Annotated in this window: 14 protein-coding genes and 1 pseudogene; 9 read left to right on the forward strand and 6 right to left on the reverse strand. The window is 73.2% G+C overall.

The genetic code is table 11. From position 1 onward, the window contains the following. Positions 1-71: 71 nt before the first annotated feature. The 4 genes from O7618_RS23300 (at position 72) to O7618_RS23315 (ending at position 7251) form a co-directional block, all read left to right on the forward strand. A complete protein-coding gene (locus O7618_RS23300) occupies positions 72-2864 on the forward strand; it encodes an immune inhibitor A domain-containing protein (protein WP_278108249.1) in 2793 nt (930 codons plus the stop codon). 347 nt (positions 2865-3211) lie between these two features. Then, positions 3212-5614 carry an immune inhibitor A domain-containing protein gene (locus O7618_RS23305; protein ID WP_278110122.1) on the forward strand — a complete coding sequence of 801 codons (2403 nt, stop codon included), beginning with the start codon at positions 3212-3214 and terminating at the stop codon, positions 5612-5614. Between the two features lie 110 nt (positions 5615-5724). Further along, positions 5725-6234: a hypothetical protein gene (locus O7618_RS23310; RefSeq protein WP_278108250.1), complete on the forward strand. Its 510-nt coding sequence runs from the start codon at positions 5725-5727 to the stop codon at positions 6232-6234. Positions 6235-6318: 84 nt separating this feature from the next. Continuing rightward, a complete protein-coding gene (locus O7618_RS23315; protein WP_278108252.1) occupies positions 6319-7251 on the forward strand; it encodes an alpha/beta hydrolase in 933 nt (310 codons plus the stop codon). A 1-nt stretch (position 7252) separates the two neighbouring features. Here the strand turns inward: O7618_RS23315 and O7618_RS23320 are convergent, their stop codons facing one another. Together O7618_RS23320 and O7618_RS23325 are read right to left on the reverse strand one after the other, a co-directional pair. After that, positions 7253-7618 carry a hypothetical protein gene (locus tag O7618_RS23320; protein WP_278108253.1) on the reverse strand — a complete coding sequence of 122 codons (366 nt, stop codon included), beginning with the start codon at positions 7616-7618 and terminating at the stop codon, positions 7253-7255. Further along, positions 7615-10611 carry an SseB family protein gene (locus O7618_RS23325; RefSeq protein ID WP_278108254.1) on the reverse strand — a complete coding sequence of 999 codons (2997 nt, stop codon included), beginning with the start codon at positions 10609-10611 and terminating at the stop codon, positions 7615-7617. Before O7618_RS23325 ends, O7618_RS23320 begins: the two co-directional genes overlap by 4 nt. Before the next feature lie 152 nt (positions 10612-10763). On the opposite strand from O7618_RS23325, the gene mycP reads away from it, so the two are divergent. Beyond that, positions 10764-11969, forward strand: coding sequence for a type VII secretion-associated serine protease mycosin (gene mycP / locus O7618_RS23330; protein WP_278108255.1), 1206 nt, complete (start codon positions 10764-10766; stop codon positions 11967-11969). Between the two features lie 43 nt (positions 11970-12012). On the opposite strand, the gene O7618_RS23335 is transcribed toward mycP, so the two are convergent. Then, complete coding sequence (locus tag O7618_RS23335; RefSeq protein ID WP_091062807.1) at positions 12013-12306, reverse strand: WXG100 family type VII secretion target; 294 nt, start codon at positions 12304-12306, stop codon at positions 12013-12015. A gap of 23 nt (positions 12307-12329) precedes the next feature. Then, positions 12330-12647, reverse strand: a complete 318-nt coding sequence (locus tag O7618_RS23340) for a WXG100 family type VII secretion target (protein WP_091062809.1) — start codon at positions 12645-12647, stop codon at positions 12330-12332. Between the two features lie 242 nt (positions 12648-12889). Between O7618_RS23340 and eccE the strand changes: the two genes are divergently transcribed. From eccE to rarD, 4 genes and pseudogenes are all read left to right on the forward strand, one after another. Further along, the gene (gene eccE / locus O7618_RS23345) at positions 12890-14683 is read left to right on the forward strand and encodes a type VII secretion protein EccE (RefSeq protein WP_278108256.1); all 1794 of its coding nucleotides are present in this window, start codon (positions 12890-12892) and stop codon (positions 14681-14683) included. A gap of 50 nt (positions 14684-14733) precedes the next feature. Then, positions 14734-15120 carry a phage holin family protein gene (locus tag O7618_RS23350; RefSeq protein ID WP_278108257.1) on the forward strand — a complete coding sequence of 129 codons (387 nt, stop codon included), beginning with the start codon at positions 14734-14736 and terminating at the stop codon, positions 15118-15120. 97 nt (positions 15121-15217) lie between these two features. Next, positions 15218-15676, forward strand: coding sequence for a GNAT family N-acetyltransferase (locus tag O7618_RS23355; protein WP_278108258.1), 459 nt, complete (start codon positions 15218-15220; stop codon positions 15674-15676). A 26-nt stretch (positions 15677-15702) separates the two neighbouring features. Next, positions 15703-16575, forward strand: a pseudogene (gene rarD, locus O7618_RS23360) (EamA family transporter RarD); the annotation flags it as partial. A gap of 210 nt (positions 16576-16785) precedes the next feature. Here rarD and O7618_RS23365 read toward each other — a convergent pair. Together O7618_RS23365 and O7618_RS23370 are read right to left on the reverse strand one after the other, a co-directional pair. Next, positions 16786-17475 carry a zf-HC2 domain-containing protein gene (locus tag O7618_RS23365; RefSeq protein WP_278110123.1) on the reverse strand — a complete coding sequence of 230 codons (690 nt, stop codon included), beginning with the start codon at positions 17473-17475 and terminating at the stop codon, positions 16786-16788. After that, positions 17472-17966, reverse strand: coding sequence for a sigma-70 family RNA polymerase sigma factor (locus tag O7618_RS23370; protein WP_245667018.1), 495 nt, complete (start codon positions 17964-17966; stop codon positions 17472-17474). Before O7618_RS23370 ends, O7618_RS23365 begins: the two co-directional genes overlap by 4 nt. Between the last annotated feature and the right edge of the window lie 41 nt (positions 17967-18007).

The following is an 18007-nucleotide window of genomic DNA, read 5'->3' on the forward strand; positions in this document are numbered from 1 at the left end:
CGCAACCGGCGGATTTCGACAGATGTCACTGGGACGGCTGGCCCTTCACCATTCCCTACGAACGGAGTGGCATGCTCCCCATTTCGCAGTCCCGGGCACGTCGGCGCCTACTCGTCGCGCTGCCCGCCATCGCCCTCGCGGCCACGTCGCTGACCGCGGCGGGCAGCGCGGCGGCCCAGCCGTCCCGGTCCGCGCCGACCACCATCGCCGCGGACGAGTACTACATCAACTACGCCGAGCCGGAGGTGCAGCCGGACACCGGCGGCAAGGAGACCAGGGGCAAGGACGGGGTCTTCTCGTCGCCGGCCGACGAGGCCCGCGCCTACGACCGCAAGTACACGGGCGGCAACCCGATCGCGGCACGCGAGCTGGCGAAGCTGGAGGCGAAGTCGATCCGGACCGGCCAGAGCCCGCGCAAGATCAAGAAGGCGAAGAACACCCAGACCGCCAAGCTGTTGACGTTGCTGGTGGAGTTCAACGACAAGGCCAACGACGACTTCACCGACGTGATGGTCCCGAAGACGGTCTTCGAGGACCGCACCTGCGTTCCCGGCACGGTGCAGAACGGGCCCCGGCACAACACCATCCCGAACCCGGCCACGCTGCCGCACAAGGACAACAACTCGATGTGGGTGCCGGACTTCTCCCCGGCCCACTACGACAAGATGCTCTACACCAAGAAGGGCATCACCGAGCGGGTCCGCAAGGACCTCAAGGGGCCGGACGGCAAGCCGGGCATCAGCCTCGCCGGGCGGACCATGCACAACATGTACCTGGAGATGTCGAAGAACGCGTACACCGTGGACGGGCAGGCCAGCCCGTGGATCACGGTCCCGCACTCGGAGGGCTGGTACGCGGCGTCGCGCTGCTTCCAGGACGAGAACGGCAACTGGGTCGCCGGGCGTGAGCAGTCGATGAACGGCCACCCGGACAACCCGCAGGGCGCGGGCCGGCTGGCCACCGACGCGATCGACGCGCTGGCCGCCGCCGACCCGAACTTCCCGTGGGCCGACTACGACATCGAGGACCAGAGCGACCGCGACGGCGACGGCAACTTCCACGAGCCGGACGGCGTGATCGACCACCTGGTGCTGGTGCACGCCAACCAGGGCAAGTCCCGCGGTGGCGGCGACATCGGCGTCTACTCGGTCTGGGCGCACTCGTCCACCGTGGCCGGCGGCTACACCATCCCCGGCACGAACCTGAAGGTGTCCAACTACATCGTGCAGCCGGAGGACGCCGGCGTCGGCGTCTTCGCGCACGAGTTCGGGCACGACCTCGGCCTGCCCGACCTCTACGACACCTCCGGCAACGCCGACTCGGACGTGGACTTCTGGGACCTGATGGCGTCCGGCTCGCACTCCGGCGAGATCTTCCAGGCGCTCCCCACCCACATGGGCCTCTGGGACAAGTGGGTGCTCGGCTGGGCCGAGCCGAAGACCTTCGGGCCGGGCGACCGGGCCAAGCTCGTCAAGCTCGGGCAGACCTCGCGTACGCCGGTCGGCACCGAGGACGGCATCAAGATCGACCTGCCGGACAAGGTGATCACGCTGGCCGAGCCGCACAGCGGTGCGAACATGTGGTATTCCGGCGCGGACCAGGCGTGGGCGGACGTCAAGCTGAGCCGCACCGTGACGGTCCCGAACGCCGCGGACGCGAAGTTCTGGCTGTGGAACGACTACGTCATCGAGGACGACTGGGACTACGGCTTCGTCGAGGTCTCCACCGACGGTGGCGCCACCTGGGCCGAGCGCAGGGTCTACGACGAATCCGGGGCGTTGGTCTCCACCGACGACGGCTACTCCGACCCGAACGGGCGGATGGTCGACTTCGGTAACAAGAAGTACGGCCTGACCGGCAGCACCGGCGGCTGGCGCCACGACTACGTGGACCTGTCGCCGTACGCCGGGCAGACCGTGCAGGTGCGGCTGCGCTACGCCACCGACGAGGCGTTCCAGGAACGCGGCTGGTTCGCCGACGACTTCTCGGTGACCGGCGGCGGCGCCACCACCTGGAGCGACGACGTCGAGGGCGGCGCGGCCGGCTGGACGCAGACCGGCGGCACGTTCACCGACACCAGTGGCGCGGGCTGGCACACCGACACCGGCACCCAGGTCAGGTCGCACTACTACCTGTCCGAGTGGCGCAACTTCGACGGCTTCGACAAGGGCCTGAAGTACGCCTACGACACCGTCTACTCGCACGAGGCGTGGAAGGTGGACCGGATCTCCTACAACGCGCCGGGCATGCTGGTCTGGTACCGGGACACCGAGCTGGGCGACGTCAACCACGTCACCGGGCAGATGACCGCGCTGCCCAGCTACGGCGCCAAGGGCGGCCTGCTGATCGTCGACTCGCACAACGACCCGCTGCGCCGCACGGGCACGGCGGCCACGAAGGACCCCTCGGTGCTGAAGAACCTGCCCAGCCGCCCGCAGTCGTCCAACGCCGCGTTCGGGTTGACGAAGACGTACCCGTTCAAGGAGTGTCTGGAGGCGGCGGACGAGCCGTACAGCGAGTACTGCACGAAGTTCGGCGCCCAGGCGCCGGTGCGGGCCTTCACCGACGCCAAGGGCTGGTACCCGGGCATCGAGATCCGCGACGGTTCGGCCTACGCGCGGGACAACGACGCCTCGGTGGTCGTCCCGTCGAAGGGCAACCAGCAGTACACCACCCGGGTGGTCAACCCGGACGGCACCCCGGCGACCGACTGGTACGGCACCGAGCTGGGTGGCGGCGCGATCGTGTTGGGCACCGGCAACCCGCGGGACGCGGGCGTCGCCTACGGCACCTCGATCGTCATCGTGAAGGCCGCCAAGGACAACGCGTACGCCACGGTGTACGTGGTCCCGCCGCGCAGTTGATCGACCGCCCGAAACCGGTACCGGAATGACCGGAAAATGGGCTGAAGGGACCGGATGAGGTAAGGGTCGGGAGCCGCAGCGCTCCCGACCCTTACTGCACATCCATCGGTGTCGTTGCGTTCGAGCGGGCAGACATCGGCCCTGGTCAGAGCCGTGGCGACGGGTCGGGGTGTGACGGGGAAAGACGTCCCCAACAAAAAGTTGCTACAAATCGACGCGCGCATCTTCACACCGGTCCCAGCAGTGTCTATGTTCACCAGGGGTCCCACTTGTGGGACGTTCCACCGGCCCGTACCCCCAAGGGGCCGGTTCCCTCACACCGGAGGTACCACGTGCGCAAAGTCGCAGTGGGTCTGCTCGGGCTTTCGCTGACCGCGACGGGGCTGATGGCAGGTACGTCCGCCAGTGCCGCGCCGACGCCGAAGCTGCCGACCACCGCCCCGTCGGTGGCCGAGCCTGCGCAGGCTGAACACGACCTGCCCAACCCGCTCGAGGACAAGCGGCGCGCGCTGCGCCAGGAGGGCCTCAGCGAGGTTCTGTCCGGCAGGGCGAAGGCCCAGAAGATCAACGGCAGCACGGTCGTCAAGGTTGGCGAGAAGGCTGCCGAGGGTGCCGCGGCGGGCAAGGCCGCCCGGAGCACCAAGGCCGGCAAGGGTCCGACCGAGGACCAGTACGTCGAGCTGTCCCGCGAGAAGACCGACAAGATCTTCGTCATCCTCGCGGAGTTCGGCGACGAGCGGCACCCGAACTACCCGGACCAGGACACCGACCCGAACGTCGCGGGTCCGACCCGGTTCGACGGGCCGCGCGTCAACCAGATCCCGCAGCCCAACCGGGCGGTGGACAACTCCACCATCTGGCAGCCGGACTACAACGCCGATCATTACCGGCAGCTGTACTTCGGCACCAACCCCGGTGACGAGTCGCTGAAGCAGTACTACGAGGCCCAGTCCTCGGGTCGGTACAGCGTCGACGGCGAGGTCACCAACTGGGTGAAGGTGAAGTACAACGAGGCTCGCTACGGCCGCTCCAACGGCTACCCGTGCGCCTCGAACGTCTGCAACAACACCTGGGCCCTGGTCCGCGACGCCGCCAACCAGTGGGTCGCCGACCAGAAGGCGCAGGGCCGCTCGGACGCGGAGATCGCCGCCGACGTCAAGTCGATGGACGAGTGGGACCGTTACGACTTCGACGGCGACGGCAACTTCAACGAGCCGGACGGTTACATCGACCACTTCCAGATCGTCCACGCCGGCGGCGACCAGGCCGACGGTGACCCGATCCAGGGTGAGGACGCCATCTGGAGCCACCGCTGGTACGCGTTCGCCAGCGACCAGGGCAACACCGGCCCGGCGAACTTCCCGGCCGGTGGTACCCAGATCGGCAACACCGGCGTCTGGATCGGCGACTACACGATCCAGCCGGAGAACGGTGGCCGGAGCGTCTTCTACCACGAGTACGGCCACGACCTCGGTCTGCCGGACGACTACAACGTCATCAGTGGTGGGGACAACAACAACGAGCACTGGACCCTGATGGCCCAGAGCCGGCTCAGCGCCAAGAACGACGGTGGCATCGGCGAGCGCGGTGGCGACCTGGGTGCCTGGAACAAGCTCCAGCTCGGCTGGCTCGACTACGAGGTGGTCGTCGCCGGTCAGAAGCGCACGCTGGCGCTGGGCCCGCAGGAGTACAACTCCACCAAGGCGCAGGGCGCCGTGGTGGTGCTGCCGCAGCGGGAGTACAGCTTCCAGAACGGCAAGCCGTTCGAGGGGACGAAGCAGTTCTTCTCCGGCAACGAAGACGACCTGAACACCACGATGACGCGGACGATCGACCTCACCGGGAAGACCAGCGCCGCGCTGTCGATGAAGGGTCGTTACAACATCGAAGAGGACTACGACTACCTCTTCTTCGAGGTCTCCACCGACGGTGGCCAGACCTGGGTCGCGCTCCCGGGCACGGTCGACGGCAAGCCGCTCAAGGAGATCTCGCCCGGGCGCTACGCCCTGGACGGCTCCAGCGACGACAAGTGGGTCGACGTCAACATCCCGATGGACGCGGTCGCGGGCAAGTCCGTGCAGTTCCGCCTGCGCTACCAGACGGACGGCGGCGTCTCCGCCGGTGGCTTCTACGGTGACGCGCTCACCGTGACCGCCGACGGGCAGACGCTGCTCAGCGACGGCGCCGAGACCGGTGCCGCCGGCTGGACGCTGGCCGGCTGGAGCATCGTCGAGGAAACCTACATCCGCAAGTTCGACAACTACTACATCGCCGGCAACCGGTCGTACACCTCGTACGACAAGTACCTCAAGACCGGCCCGTACTACTTCGGCTACGCGAACACCCGCCCGGACTACGTGGACCACTACGCGTACCAGGAGGGTCTGCTGATCTCCTACTGGAACCTCCGGTGGGCGGACAACGACACGTTCGCGCACCCGGGCGAGGGTCGCAACATGATCATCGACGCTCACCCGCGGCCGATCTACAACCTGACCGGGGCGCCCTGGCGGGCCCGCGTCCAGGTCTACGACGCGCCGTTCGGCCTGAAGAAGGCGGACTCGTTCACGCTGCACATCAACAGCCAGCCGCAGTACATCCGTGGCCAGGCCGCGCAGCCGCTGTTCGACGACACCAAGCAGTACTGGTACCCGGAGCTGCCGAACCACGGCGTCAAGGTTCCGGCCACCGGCACCAAGATCAAGGTCCTGGAGCAGAACGGCACCTCGCTGAAGGTCCGCTTCTCCTGAGCCACTGATCCACCCAACACCACGGCGAGGCCCGGGCAGGTCACCTGCCCGGGCCTCGCCCGTCGTCGGCCGGACGGGAACCGTGCCGGCCCGCCGCGCGTCCCAGGCAGGTGACCACGACCCTCGACCGCCGCCTGACCGCGGTCCTCGCACTGCCCCTGGCCCTGGCCCTGGCCGGCTGCGCCGACCGGGACGCCGACCCGCAGGAAGGAGCCGACGTGCCCGCGTCCGAACGGCCCGCCGAACCCACCGCCGCAGCCACACCCGAGCCCGCGACGACGCCACCCACCCCGGCGGCGCCCACCCCGGCCGCCTCCTCCGGCCGACCCCCGCTCTCCGCGACCGACCTGCCGACGCTCCGGCCGCCGACCGGGCCCCCACGGCACCCGACCGACCAGACGAAGCCGAACGTCCTCGCCGGGCGGATCAGCCACGGTGGCGGCGGCCCCTGCTACACGCTCGTCACCGACGACGGTCAGGAGCACGCGCTCTACGGCCGGGACAAGGGGACCTGGCCCGCCGGCACCTGGGTCCGGGTCACCGTCGGCCCGGCGCCGGCGGGCGTCGAATGCGGACCGGGCCGGCCGGCCGCTCTGGTGAGCATCGAACGCGTGGCCTGACCGGCGCTCCCCCGTCCCGGAGAAACCCCTGATCCTGCGCACCTGCGGGGCCGGCGCGCGACCCCCGGCCCTAGGCTGTGCCTCATGACCGACCAGCGCGGCGGGGCCGCCGACGAGTCCTGCGTGATGCCCGAAGGGCCGTGGACGCACCGATTCGTCGGTGCCAACGGCAGCCGGTTCCACGTCGTCGAGGCGGGCACCGGCCCGATGGTGCTCTTCCTGCACGGCTTCCCGGAATACTGGTACGCCTGGCACGAGATGCTCCCGGCGGTCGCCGACGCCGGCTTCCGCGCGGTCGCCGTCGACCTGCGCGGTTACGGCGCGAGCGACAAACCACCCCGGGGGTACGACGGCTACACGCTCGCCGCCGACGTGGCCGGGCTGATCCGGGCGCTCGGTGAACGCTCGGCCACGGTGGTCGGTACCGGCGCGGGCGGCCTCATCGGCTGGACCGCCGCCTCGTTCCACCCCACGCTTGTCCGCCGGTTGGTGGTGCTCGGCGCGCCGCACCCGCTGCGGCTGCGGACCGCCATCGTCGCCGACCCGCGCGGCCAGTTCGCCTCGGCCACGGCGACGCTGAAGTTCCAGCTCCCTCGCTACGAGCACGTGCTGACCCGGGACGACGCCGCCGAGGTGGAGCAGATGCTGCGCCGCTGGGGCGGACCACGCTGGGTGACCGGGCCGGACTTCGCCGACTACGCCCGGTGCTGCCGGGTGGCCATGCAGATCCCGCAGGCCGCGTTCTGCGCGCTGGAGGGCTACCGGTGGGCGTTCCGGTCGGTGCTGCGGCTGCACGGCTACCGGTTCGTCAAGCTGATGCAGAAGCCGCTAATCACACCGACGCTGCAACTGCACGGCGCGCTGGACGAGGCGTCGCTGCCCCGCACCGCCCAGGGTTCCGGCCGCTATGTCAGCGCGCCCTACGAGTGGCGGCTGCTCGACGACGTGGGCCACTTCCCGCACGTGGAGGCCCGGGACCTGGTCCTCGGCGAGATCCTGCGGTGGGCGAAGTCCTGACTCAGACCCGCTGCTCGCCCAGCCCGGCCACCTCGGTGGCGGGCGCCCAGCCCTGGTAGACGCCGAAGTCGAACGCCTCCAGCCCGATCGCCTCCGCCACCGGCCAGCGCCCGCCGGTGTACTCCACCCGCAACCAGCCCTCGTGCTCCGCCAACACGATGAACGGCTGCCCCTGCCAGGTGCAGATGGTTCGCACGTACGCCAGGTCGTCGACCTCGGCCGCCGGCACCACCCGGACGTACCGCCCCGGGCGGGCCTCGGTGAAGCCCTCGTCCGGTTCCGGCTGGTAGAGGCGGACGTCGTCGCCGTCCGGGCTGGCCTGGTACTCCCGGCCGCGCCAGCGGGCCACGTAGCCGTCGCGGGTCACGCCTCGTCCGCCTTCCGCCAGAGCAGCGCGTCGGTGTCCAGGACCGCGACCAGCCGGGCGTCGCCGTCGGCGCCGATCCGCCACAGCTCGGCGCCGTGCGGCAGCCGCGCGCTGTCCACCTTGAACTCGGCGACCACGTCGCTGCTCTCCCCCGGCGCGAAGCCGTTGCCGCGGAACGGTGGCCGCTCGATCACCCAGCCCTCCATCGCGCGCATCGCGGCCTCGTGCTGCCCGCCGTACGGGATCCGGTAGAGGCTCGGCCGGTAGGCCGGCCAGCGCAGCAGGTAGAGCTCCTCGTCGTCGCGGGAGAACGGGGAACCGGGGTGGCCGAGGCCGAGGGCGTCGTACAGCTCCGCCGGGGTACGCAGGTGGGCCAGCTCACCGGCCCGGTGCACGAAGCCGGAGACCCGGTCGTAGCCACGCTCCAGGTAGTAGGCGAGTTGGCTCGCCGCGATCGCCTTCTGCATGGTCACCGGCCGACTCGGCCGCGCCGCCGGCACGTCCGGCTCGGTCCGGGTCTTCGGCGCCGGCCCGGTGGCGGGCGGCTCCGGCTCGGTCTCCGGGTCGTCGCCGAGCCCCACCTCGGCGGCCCAGTTGGCAAGCGCGAGAACCTGCTCGCCCGGGTACGCCGCGCCGACCGGACTGCCCGGGTTGATGAGGAACGACCAGTTCTCGTCCGGCCAGCGCCGGATGAGCTGGACGAACTTGACCCGGATCGTGTCGACGGGGCCTTCGGCGTGCTCGGCGAGCCGTTCCGGCGAGGTGAAGACCGCCACGTACCGCACCCCGTCGACCGTCTCGGTCCGCCAGGAGAACCCCGGATCGCCGGGGCGGCTGCCCGCCGCCGAGTCGAACGCCACCGGCAGCAGCACCCGGGCCAGCAGCAGCGTGGTGAGGAAGCCGTCGGTGTTGCCGCTGCCGGCGGCGGCCAGCAACTCCTCCTCCACCTCGTTCGCCGGCTCGAAGTCCGGCTCGACCGTCGGGGCCGGCGCACCTGCGGTCACCGGCTCGGCATCGGTCCGCTCGGCGTCGTCGGGACGGTTGGCCGCCGCCGGCACCTGGCCCGCCTCGGCCGTCGTGAGCAGCGTGGTGGTCTGCTCCTCGGGCGATGCCGGGGCGAACAACGCGGTCGTCGACTCCTCCGTCGACGCGAACGACGCGGTCGTCGAGTCCGCCGCCGACCCTGGCCCGGACGACGACGCGGCCGGGGCCGCCGGTGCGAACAGCGACGCGGCCGGCTCGGCCGGGGCCGCCGGCGCGAACACCGACGTCGACTCCTCCGCCGGACCCGACCCGAACAGGGACGTCGTCGGCTCCTTGGACGACGCCGGCGCGAACAGCGAGCCGGTGGGCTCGGCCGGCGACGGCTGCGCGACGGCCGGTTCCACGCGGGAACTCGGCTCGAACAGCGAGGTCGTGGCCGCTCCGACGGAGGCCGCCGCCGGGGACGGCTCGTCGGCGGGAGTCGACTCGAACAGCGGGGTGGCCAGCGCGAACGGCGACGCCGCCGGCTCGGCCGAGGGCGCGGCCGGCCGGCGGAGTCGCACCGTCACGTCGTCCGGCCCGGCCGCTGGCGAGAGCGGCGCCGTGACCTCATCCACCGGCGCGACCAGGTCCGACAACGGTTCGCTGGCTGTCGCCCACGGCGCCGCCCCGCCGACGGCCGACCCGGTGGCGGGCGGGCCGGCGGCGGTGGCGTACTCGTTCGTCGTCGGCGGTGACCAGGCGGGCACGGGATCGCTCAGGTCGCGAGCCTCGATGACGACGCCCTCGATGACGATCGGCGTGAAGTCACGACGCGGCGGCGCGGGCGGCCCGGACACCGGCTCGGCGATCGACGGCGGCAACTCCTCCGCCTCCGCCGGCCCGTCGAGGCTGCGCCGGCTCGCGGTCGCCTGGTCCGGGGCCGGCGGGGCCGGAGCGGCGTGCCGGCGGGGCAGCGCCCCGGTGGCGTCCTCGGGTGGGCGGGCCGGCTGGAACGGCGCCGCCGCCTCGGTCGGATCGGACTGCGGCGTCTCCTCCGGACCCACCCCGAACGCCCGGGTCGGCTCCTCGCGTACCGGCTCGTTGAGCGGCCGGCGCCTGGGAAACGGCTGGCCGCCGGCGAATCGGGACGGCGGCGTCGCCCGGTCGGCGGGCCGTCGGGGAGCGTCCAGCGGCGAGGACCGCCGGCCCGACCGGCCGGAGGTGGGTTCGAAGAAGGACCGGGCCGGTGGTGGTGCCGGCGCGACCGGCTTCTCGGCGGCCGGCGTGGTGCCCGCGGCGGCGAACGGATCCGGCTCGTCCGGATGGCGGCGCAGGTCGGTGAGCCAACCGTCGAGCGCATCCACGTCGGCTCCGTCACCCGACGCGGCACGACCCCGCTCGCCGGCGGCCGGCTCCGGACGGCGGGGGGCCGCGGTCGGGACGCGGCGGCCCAGGATCGGGGTGGTCCGCATCGGCACGGTGGGGGACTCGTCCGGCTCCGCCACCCGAACGCGCCGGGCCGGCGGCACCGGGGGCGGCGGCGGGGAGGCGGCGGGAACCGGGACGGTCGGGTCCTCGGTGGCACCGTCGCGGGCGGCCCGCGCGGCGCTCTGCACGCGCTCCAGGCGGGCGCGGGCGCCCATGGTCCGGCCGGGCAGCCGGACGTCGCCCCGGGCGAGCTGCGCGACGTACCAGGCGGGCAGGTAGCCCTCGACCGGCAGGCCCGGGTTGACCGCCAACCACCACTCCTGGTTGGGCCAGGTGGCGGCCAGGTCCGCGTACGGAAGGCGGCGCGTGGCGCCGGCGTTCTCGCCCAGGCTGGCACGGAGCGCGGCGACGGAGGTGAACGCCAGCACGTGGGTCCGGCCGCCGGAGGTCCAGGTGCCCCACCCCGCGGTCGACCCGCCGGCGACCGGCAGCACCAGATCGACCTGGGTCAGGACGCGGAAGTATTGTTGCTGGTCCTGGGCGCGTAGCGCGTCCCGCATCGCCACCTCGGCCTCGGTGGCCGGTTCCCATCCGGTCACGGCCACCTCTCCTTCCGTGAACAGGCCACAGGCATCGCCTACAACCTACAAGGTGGCATCAAGATCACAATGCCTGGCCATCGACGGTCGGCCGTGGCGTCGGCGAGGCGCTAACATCCCGTTCCGGAGTCGACACGTTACGGAGGTCGTCGATGGCTCGGCCCCTCGCGCGCCCGGCGCTGGCCGCCCTGGCGACCCTCCTCGTCACCGGCCTGCCCGCCGCTCCGGCGGCGGCCGGCAAGCCGTCCGGGTGCGCCACGCCGCCCGCGCCGGCCCGTCCGGTGGCCGAGCGGCCGTGGCCCCAGCAACGGTACGCGCCGGACCGGCTCGCCCCGCTCGCGACCGGCGCCGGCGTGGTGGTGGCGGTGGTCGACTCGGGCGTGGACCGGAGCCATCCACAGCTCGCGGGTCGGGTGCTGACCGGCACGGACTTCCTCGACCCGGGCGGGGACGGCACCCGCGACTGCGCTGGCCACGGCACCGGCGTGGCCAGCATCATCGCCGCCACGCCGCGCCCGGGCATCGCGTTCCGCGGGCTCGCACCGGGCGCACGCATCCTGCCGGTACGGGTCAGCGAGCAGCAGGTGGTCGACGGTCGGGAGTCGGGGCGCACGGTCGACGCGGCCGGATTCGCCCGAGCCGTCCGGTGGGCGGTGGACCACGACGCGGACGTGCTCAACCTCTCGGTGGTGCTCTACGCGGACGACCCGGCCGTACGCGCCGCCGTGGCCTACGCGGTGCGGCGGGACGTGGTGGTGGTGGCCGCCGCCGGCAACCTGCACGACAACGGTGATCCCCGGCCCTACCCGGCGGCGTACGACGGGGTGCTCGGCGTGGGCGCGATCGGGCCGGACGGGACGCGCGCCGCCTTCTCACAGACCGGCGCGTACGTCGACCTGGTCGCCCCCGGCGGCGAGGTGCTGATGGCGGCGCCTCGGCAGGGCCACCACCGGGCGGAGGGGACCAGCTATGCCACGCCCTTCGTGGCCGCCACCGCGGCGTTGCTGCGGCAGTATCGACCGGAGCTGAGCGCGGCCGAGGTCGCCGACCGGATCGTGGCCGGAACCGACCCGGCGCCGGGCCGGGACGAGGGCTACGGCGCGGGGGTGCTGAACCCGTACCGCGCGGTGACCGAGGTGCCGGGTGACACCGCCGCCCGACCTCGGGGCGGGGCGGCGCTTGCGGCCGACCGGCCGGACCCGGCGGCGCTGGCCCGCGAGTCCCGCCGGGCCTCGGCTCGGAATCGGGCGCTGCTGGTGGCCGGCGTGACGGGTGGCGCGACGACACTCGTGGCACTGCTGGCCGTGGTGCTGCCCCGGGGCGCCCGCCGACGCTGGCACCCGGCCGGCCCGGCCTGACCGGCGGAGGCGGCCCGGGTGCCGCACCCGGGCCGCGCTCGACTCAGTGGAACAGGTTGGCGTTGCGCTTCTCGGTGTCGAGGTAGTCGGCGGCGGAATCCTCCACCGCGAGCTTGATGTCACGCAGCATCGCCTGCATGTCCTGCGAGGCGGCCCGCCACCGGGACTGCCGCTGCTCGTACGCCTCGCGGGCCTCACCGTTCCAGCTCGCCACCAGCGGCGCGGCGTCGCGCTCGAGCTGCCCGAGCTGGCTCTCGAGGGTGGTCAGCGCCCGTTGGATGTCCGCGCCGGCCTGTTGCAGGGCGGCGAAGTTGACGACCAGCACACCGTGCTCCATGGGTTCGATCCCTTCCGAATGCTCTAGAGCGGCAGCTGGATGCCGCGGTTGGTGCCCGCCACCCGGCCGGCGGCCTCGGTGTCGGAGACGTCGTAGTGCCGGCCGGCGCTGCGGATCGCGGTAGCGGTCTCGCGAAGCGCGCGCTGCAGGGCCGCCTGGTCCTGCGCCCACTGCTGCTTGACCTGCGTGAACGAGCGCCCACCGGCGCCTCGCCAGGCCTGCTGCAGCACCTCCAACTCGGCCATCAGGCCGCTGAGCATGGTCTGCAGCGACTGGTCGACCTGCTCGAACTTCGCGGCGGTCTGCTGCATCACCGCGGCTTCTGCCTGGGTCTGGGACATCCCGGACGTCACCTCGTCTCCTCGGTCGTGGCTGGCCACTCGGAGTGGCCACCGTGGACTCGTCGACGCGGCGCTCGCGGCCGCCGGAGGGGAGGGGACGGCGGGCGCGCACGTGACGATTTCGTCGCTGACGGTAGCCGCCCCCGTCCGGTTCTGCTACCCCCCGGGGCCTCCCCTGTGGACAAGGACGTCACTACGATGAGCCACGGCGGCATCACCCGACGGGCCGGCGAGGAGGTGCGGTGACCGCGACCCCGACCGAGCGGACCACCGCGTCCGCCGCGGCTCCACAGTGGAGACGACACCCGCCCGCCGGGGTCCGCGCCGGCCAGGTGGTGGCCACGCAGATCGCGGCAGCCGTGCTCGTGGCCGCCGTGGGACGCGGCGTCGTGCCCACCGCCGGGGCGCTGCTGACGGCGACGCTGCTGCTGCCCGCCGCCTGGGTCCGGTTCCGGGGCCGCTGGTCGCACGAGTGGCTGACCGTCGCCGCGGCGTACCTCGCTCGTCGCCGCACCCTCGCGTCGGCGGCCGACCCGGCGGCGTTGCTGGAGCTGGTCGGGCCGGGCACCGTGGTGCACGCCGCGGAGCTGGCCGGCGGTCCGGCCGCCGTGCTGCACGACGCGGCCGGGCTGACCGCGCTGCTGGAGCTCGGCGACCCGGACGATCTGCTCGGTGACCACCCGCTGGCCCTCCCGGCACCGCTCGACCTGCTTCCCCCGGCCGGCCCGGAGAGCCCTCCGCTCCGGCTTCAACTGCTCTTCGCGGCCTCGTCCGCGCCCGCGCCGGCGGTCGCCGCCGGCCCGGCCGGGACGTCCTACCGCCAGCTCACCGACGGTCGGCTGGCCGGGCGTGCCCGCGTGGTGCTGGCGGTCCGGGTGGTGCGGGCCGACGGCTGGTCGGACGAGGAGTTGCTGCGGGCGCTCTCCGGCACGGTCCGGCGGATCGTCCGCCGACTCGGATCGCTCACCGGCCGGCCACTGGGCGTGCCGGCGGCGCTGCGGGTGATCGCCGAGCTGGCCCACCACGACGGCGGCACGCCGGCCCGGGAGTCCTGGTCGCTGCTCGCCGTGGGTGGGCTGCCGCAGGCCACCTGGCGGCTGCGCCGCTGGCCGGATCCCCGGGGTGAGGCCGCCCGTTCCCTGGTGCCCCGACTGCTGGCGGTGCCGGCCACCGCCACCACCGTCGCGCTCTGCGTCGGTCCCCGCGCCGACGCCGCCCCGACCCCGGCCGAGCTGACCGTCCGGGTGGCTGCCGGGAGCGCGGCCGAGCTGGCGGTGGCAGAACGGGCGCTGCGTCGGGTGGCCGCCGACGCGGGCGGCGAGCTGCGCCGCCTCGACGGCGAGCATCTGGTCGGGCTGGCCGCCACCCTGCCGCTGGCGGTGACCGGGGCGGGCGCGCCCCCGACCGGCGCACCGCCGGCCGCGCCGGACCTGCCGGTCGGCGGGTCCGGCCTGGTGGTGGGTGCCAACCGGCGGGGCGGCCCGCTCACCGTGCGACTGTTCCGCCCGGCGACGACCCGGGTGCTGCTGGTCGGCGGGGTGCCGACCGCGCAGGTCGTCGTGCTGCGGGCACTGGCGCTCGGCGCGCGGGTGGCGGTGCAGACCGCACGACCGCGGGTCTGGGAGGGTTTCGTCCGGGGCGTCGGCGCGCCGGTGCCGCTGCTGCCGCCCGGGCGGCCGGTCGGCGGCCCGCCCGGTTCGCCACTGCGGCCGTTGCTGCTGGTGGTCGACGCCGGCCCGGTGCCGCCTGAGGTGGGCCCGGCGGCGGCCTGGCAGTCCGTGCTGGTGGTGCGCGACGAGCTGACGCCCGCGGACGCGCCCGCGTTGGCCCGCGCCGACCTGGCGGTCCTGCAACCGCTCGATGCCTCCGAGGCCGCGCTGGCCGGCGCCGCGCTCGGCCTCGGCGCCTCCGCCGACTGGCTCACCCGGATCCGCGACGACATGGTGGCGGTGGTCAACCGACGGGCGTTGCGGTGGGCGCTGCTCTCGCCGACCCCGGTCGAGTCGCAACTGGTCGGTCGTCCGACCCGGCACTGAGCCGCCGGCACGGGTTCCGTAGGCGGAGACGGCGTGGCACGATCCCGGCCATGGATTTTCTGAAGGGTCTTCTGATCCGGGTGGCCACGACGGCGGTGGCCTTCTGGCTCGCCACGCTGCTCATCCCGGGCATCTCGCTGGACTCCGGCTCGGCCACCGAGACGGTGACCACGCTGGTGCTCGTCGCGGTGATCTTCGGCGTGGTGAACGCGGTGCTCCAGCCGATCATCAAGACCGTGGGTTGCGGCTTCTATCTGCTCACCCTCGGTCTGATCGCACTCGTGGTCAACGGCCTGCTCTTCCTGCTCACGAGCTGGATCGCCGGGGAGGCCGGGCTGCCCTTCCACGTGGACGGGTTCTGGCCGGCGGCGGTGCTGGGCGCGCTCTTCGTCGGCATCGTCACCTGGGTCCTCGGCGCTGTTCTCGACCGCGACTGACGGGTCCCGGCCGGTCGCCGCGCGCCCGGCGACCGGCCGGTCCAGCAGACGGGAAACCGTCGGAGGTACGCCCCGGCCCGGCACTACCCTCGGGCGGGTGTTCACCGTGACCCGCGCCGACGGCTACCAGCTCAGCACCGACCCCGATCGGCTCGACCTGGACCGCGTGCACACCTGGCTGGGCACCGACGCCTACTGGGCGCTCGGACGGGACCGGGAGACGGTCGAGCGGGCCTTCGCCGGCTCGATCGGCTTCGGCGTCTACCGGCCGGGCGACGACCGGCAGGTGGCGGTGGCCCGGGTGGTGACCGACCGGACCACGTTCGCCTGGCTCTGCGACGTCTACGTGGAGCGGTCCGAGCGGGGCCGCGGGCTGGGCACCTGGCTGGCCGGCGGCGTCCGCGACCACCTGGCCGAGCGGGGCGTACGCCGGATCCTGCTGGCGACGCTGGACGCCCACGGGGTGTACGAGAAGCTCGGCTTCCGGCCGGTGGCGGCGGATCGGTACATGGAGCTGGACCAGCGGGTGACACCGATCACCGGAAAGGACCAGTAGCCGACTTTGCCACTTACGGTGGAGCGGTGAACCAGCTCCGCCTCGGCTACCTCTACGGCATCGGCGCGTACCTGCTCTGGGGCTTCTTCCCGATCTATCTGAAGCTGCTCCGCCCGGCCGGGCCGGTGGAGATCCTCGCGCACCGGATCGTCTGGTCGGTGGCGTTCGTGGCGCTGGTGCTGGCCGCGATGCGGCATGTCGGCTTCCTGCGCTCGCTGGCCCGGCGACCATGGGCGCTGGCCGGCATCGCGCTCGCCGCCGCGCTGATCGCGGTCAACTGGGGCACCTACATCTACGGCGTGAACTCCGACCGCGTGGTGGAGACCGCGCTCGGCTACTTCATCAACCCGCTGGTCTCGGTGCTGCTCGGCGTCGTCGCGCTGCGGGAACGGCTGCGTCCGGCGCAGTGGGCGGCGCTCGGCGTCGGCGCGCTCGCGGTGGCGGTGCTCACCGTCGACTACGGGCGGCTGCCCTGGCTGGCGTTGACGCTGGCGTTCAGCTTCGCCGGCTACGGCCTGGTCAAGAAGCGGCTCGGCCTGCCGGCCGCCGAGGGCCTCTTCGTCGAGTCGGCGGTGCTGGCCCTGCCCGCTCTGGCCTACCTCGTTTGGTTGTCGGCGGACGGCGGGCTGACGTTCGGCCACGTCTCGGCCGGACACACCGCGCTGCTGGTGCTGGCCGGGGCCGCCACCGCGATCCCGCTGCTACTCTTCGCCGGCGCGGCGAACCGGCTGCCGCTGTCCACCGTCGGCATGCTGCAATATCTCGCGCCGATCCTCCAGCTCGGCTGCGGGGTGCTGCTGTTCCACGAGCCGATGCCGCCGGCCCGCCTGGCCGGCTTCGCCCTGGTCTGGCTGGCCCTCGTCGTCTTCACCGCCGACGCCCTACGCCAGTCCCGCCGCCGCCCCGCCCTCGCTCCCCCGTCCCCCGCCCCCAACCCTGACCCGCCCGGCCCCGGCCCCGGCCCCGGCCCCGGTCCCGGCCCCGGCCCCGGTCCCGGCCCCGGCAATGTTGCACTTACGGCCCCGGCGAAAAGGGCGTACCACCCGCACCGAGGGCCGCAAGTGCAAGATCGCGGGAGCAGGAGCAGGAGCAGGGGGAAGGAGAGGGGGTTAGCGGAGGTCATAGGCGAGGATCGGGGTTTCGTTGCCGCGGAGGAGTTCCAGGCGGACCAACTCGCCGCGGGTGAAGCGGGTGACGCCGGAGAAGCGCAGGTCGTCGCCGGGGGCGGCCAGCCAGGAGCCGATCTGCTCGGTCGCGCCGTCCGGGCCGTGGGCCACCAGCCGGAACGTGTACGCCTCGCGGTGCCCGGCCCGCCGGTCGTAGCCGCAGTGCATGGTGACCTCGGTCCCCCAGGGGGTTTCGGTCAGGCCCACCTCGGCGTGCACCGGGGCGGTGCCGGCGACCGGCCGCATCGAGGTGAGTGCCACCGGCCGGATGGCCGGCTCCGCGGGCGGCCGGACCACGGCCACCCCGACACCGGCCAGCACCGCGAGCGCGGCGGCGGCGAGCGCGGTCAGCGCGTACCGGCGACGGGAGCGGGACCGGTCGCGGCGCCGCCGCTCGCGCGCGGCGTCGAGCAGCGCGGGCACCCGCGACGCCTCCGGCCCGACCTCCAGGAACTGCTCCAGCCCGGCCGGGTCGAGCCGGCCGAGCAGCCCGGGCAGCACGGCGATCTCGGCCACCGCCTCCCGGCACTGCGCGCAGCCGGCCAGGTGCCGCTCGTAGGCGACCCGGTCGGCCGGGGCGAGGGCGCCCAGCACGTAGGCCCCGTCGTCGTGCGCGAACTCGCAGGTGGTCATCCGGTCACCCCCATCTCGGCCAGCACCAACCGCAGCGAGCGCAGCGCGTAGTGGGTGCGCGACTTCACCGTGCCCGGCGGCACGCCCAGCCGGGCGGCGGCCTCCGCCACCGACCGCCCCTGGTAGAAGCACTCGACCAGCACCTCGCGGTGGGTCGGGCTCAGCCGGTTCAGCGCCTCGGCCACCGTCCACGCCTCCACCGCGCGCTCCGTCTCGTCGACCGTCTCGGCGGTTTCGGGCAGTTCGTCGGTGTAGACCTCGCCGACCCGGGCCGAGCGGCGACGCCACGCGTCGATGGCGAGGTTCCGGGCGGTGGTGAAGAGCCAGGCGCGGACCGAGCCTCGGCGCGGGTCCAACGACTCCGGGTGCCGCCAGGCGCGCAGCAGCGTCTCCTGGACCAGGTCCTCGGCCCGCGGCCGGTCGCCGTTGACCAACCGCAGGGCGTGCGCGAAAAGCGCGTCGGCGTGCTCGTCGTGCAGCGCGCGCAGCAGTTGGGCGTCGTGGTCACTGATGGCGGTACCTCGCTTCCGGC

Source organism: Micromonospora sp. WMMD980 (assembly GCF_029626035.1).
In the GTDB taxonomy this organism is placed as follows: domain Bacteria; phylum Actinomycetota; class Actinomycetes; order Mycobacteriales; family Micromonosporaceae; genus Micromonospora.

Excerpts from the sequence above, each read along its gene's own strand:
- O7618_RS23300 (WP_278108249.1), top strand. The coding sequence starts at position 72 with ATGCTCCCCATTTCGCAGTCCCGGGCACGTCGGCGCCTACTCGTCGCG.
- O7618_RS23315 (WP_278108252.1), top strand. The coding sequence starts at position 6,319 with ATGACCGACCAGCGCGGCGGGGCCGCCGACGAGTCCTGCGTGATGCCC.
- mycP (WP_278108255.1), top strand. The coding sequence starts at position 10,764 with ATGGCTCGGCCCCTCGCGCGCCCGGCGCTGGCCGCCCTGGCGACCCTC.
- O7618_RS23335 (WP_091062807.1), bottom strand. The coding sequence starts at position 12,306 with ATGGAGCACGGTGTGCTGGTCGTCAACTTCGCCGCCCTGCAACAGGCC.
- O7618_RS23340 (WP_091062809.1), bottom strand. The coding sequence starts at position 12,647 with ATGTCCCAGACCCAGGCAGAAGCCGCGGTGATGCAGCAGACCGCCGCG.
- O7618_RS23350 (WP_278108257.1), top strand. The coding sequence starts at position 14,734 with ATGGATTTTCTGAAGGGTCTTCTGATCCGGGTGGCCACGACGGCGGTG.
- O7618_RS23365 (WP_278110123.1), bottom strand. The coding sequence starts at position 17,475 with ATGACCACCTGCGAGTTCGCGCACGACGACGGGGCCTACGTGCTGGGC.